The 1,822-nt window shown below is 67.3% G+C and carries 2 protein-coding genes and 2 pseudogenes; 1 reads left to right on the forward strand and 3 read right to left on the reverse strand.

The window, feature by feature from the left end; all coding sequences use genetic code 11:
- From I5I_RS11660 to sdhC, 3 genes and pseudogenes are all read right to left on the reverse strand, one after another.
- A partial coding sequence (locus I5I_RS11660; protein ID WP_036319626.1) for an FAD-binding protein occupies positions 1–383 on the reverse strand: 383 nt, incomplete at its 3' end.
- A gap of 51 nt (positions 384–434) precedes the next feature.
- Positions 435–905 (reverse strand): succinate dehydrogenase hydrophobic membrane anchor subunit, encoded by a 471-nt coding sequence (locus tag I5I_RS11665; RefSeq protein ID WP_036319631.1) that lies wholly within the window; start codon positions 903–905, stop codon positions 435–437.
- Between the two features lie 12 nt (positions 906–917).
- Positions 918–1,340, reverse strand: a pseudogene (gene sdhC, locus I5I_RS16490) (succinate dehydrogenase, cytochrome b556 subunit); the annotation flags it as partial.
- 238 nt (positions 1,341–1,578) lie between these two features.
- On the opposite strand from sdhC, the pseudogene I5I_RS11670 reads away from it, so the two are divergent.
- Positions 1,579–1,822 (forward strand): annotated as a pseudogene (locus I5I_RS11670) (sugar phosphate nucleotidyltransferase); the annotation flags it as partial.

Consider the following 1,822-nt stretch of genomic DNA (forward strand, 5'->3'; position numbering starts at 1 on the left):
GCGCTGACGATCTTGCCCTCCGGGGTGCGGTTGAAGGGCAGGCCCATGTTCTCGAGGTCGATGACGGCGTCGATCGCCTCGCGGGCGAGGATCTCCGCGGCATCCTGGTCGACGAGGTAGTCGCCGCCCTTGACGGTGTCGAAGGTGTGCCACTCCCAGGAGTCCTCTTCGACGTTCGCGAGCGCCGCCGCCATTCCGCCCTGCGCCGCGCCGGTGTGCGACCGGGTCGGATAGAGCTTCGTGATCACGGCGGTGCGGGCGCCCGGACCCGCCTCGATCGCGGCGCGCATGCCGGCGCCACCGGCGCCCACGATGACGATGTCGAACTCGTGGTAGTAGACGCCGTCCTTGAGTACGGCCTCGGGATGCTGCTGGGTAGTCACGTCAGGAATGCCTTGTCTTCTGCGTCGTCGTGAGCGTCGTGGTGCGCGCGCTCAGCGCGCGGCGCACATCTGGATGAGCCAGTCCGTCGTTGAGTTCTCCACGCCCAGGCACGGGTCGAAGGTGAAGACGACGAGGGTGCCGAGCACGATCAGGAAGCCTGCGGCGATCCACAGGGCCCACACGAGCACCTTGCGGGTGGTCGCGCCGACGACGTAGTCGTTGACGATCGTGCGCATGCCGTTCGCGCCGTGGATGAGGGCGAGCCAGAGCATCAGCACGTCCCAGACCTGCCAGAACGGGCTCGCGAACTTGCCGGCGACGAAGGCGAAGTCGATGCCGTGGATGCCCTCGCCGAGCATCAGGTTCACGAAGAGGTGCCCGAAGATCAGCACGACCAGCAGCACGCCGGAGGCGCGCATGTAGATCCAGCGGATCTTCTCGAGGTTGGCCCCCTTCTTGCGCACCTGCGGGGCGCGGGGCGCGGGAATTGTCTGGTCGTTGCTCGGGGTGAGGGTGGACATCAGTGAACGCCCTCCGATGTTGGACAGCACGATGGGGATGTGGCGTGCGGCGAATCCGCCCACGGTCACGACCCACAGGCCCAGCACGCCCCACCACAGCTGACGCTGGTGGCGGGTCGCCCACGGCCACAGGTCGACCGCGATGATGCGCAGGCCGTTGAAGGCGTGGTAGACGATGGCCGCGACCAGAGCGACCTCGCCGAAGCCCATGATCGGGTTCTTGTACGTGCCGATGACCGCGTCGTACGCCTCGGGGGAGAGGCGGATCAGGGCCGTGTCGAGCACGTGCACGAGCAGGAAGAAGAAGATGGCGACGCCGGTGATGCGGTGCAGCACCCAGGACCACATGCCCTCGTTGCCGCGGTAGAGCGTTCCGCGCGGCGTCTTGGACGTGGTCTGAGCTACCGACGGTGTGACGCGTGCTGGTGCAGACACGGTCGTCCTCCCTTGGTGTGAACGGACACCTCGGTACGGCGGGGGCTGACATCGGCCCCGGGGTTCACAACGGCACTGGACCCTCGGCGTCGCACACGGGCGCAGTCATATCCTAAGTCGGCGTTCGAGAGCAGGGCGACGAAGGCGAGCCTAAGTTCTCTCGATATCGAGAGATTCGGAACGAAACGGCCTTCTTGACGAAATCGGTCCGTCACGTGCGGCCCGGTACCCTGGCGGCATGGCCGATCCGATCGACGACTTCTACGCCGTGATTCCCGCCGGGGGTGTCGGCAGCCGCCTGTGGCCGCTGTCGCGCGCCGACGCGCCCAAGTTCCTTCACGACCTCACCGGATCGGGGCACTCCCTCCTGCGCGACACCTGGGGACCGCCTCGCACCGCTGTCGGGGCCCGAACGCATCGCCGTCGTCACGGGACGTGCCACCGGGCCGCCGTGAAAAACAGCTTCCCGGCATCCCCACCGC

This window comes from Microbacterium sp. B24 (assembly GCF_000333415.1).
In the GTDB taxonomy this organism is placed as follows: Bacteria; Actinomycetota; Actinomycetes; order Actinomycetales; family Microbacteriaceae; genus Microbacterium.

Coding starts and splice junctions, on each gene's coding strand:
- I5I_RS11665 (WP_036319631.1), bottom strand. CDS start 905: ATGTCCACCCTCACCCCGAGCAACGACCAGACAATTCCCGCGCCCCGC.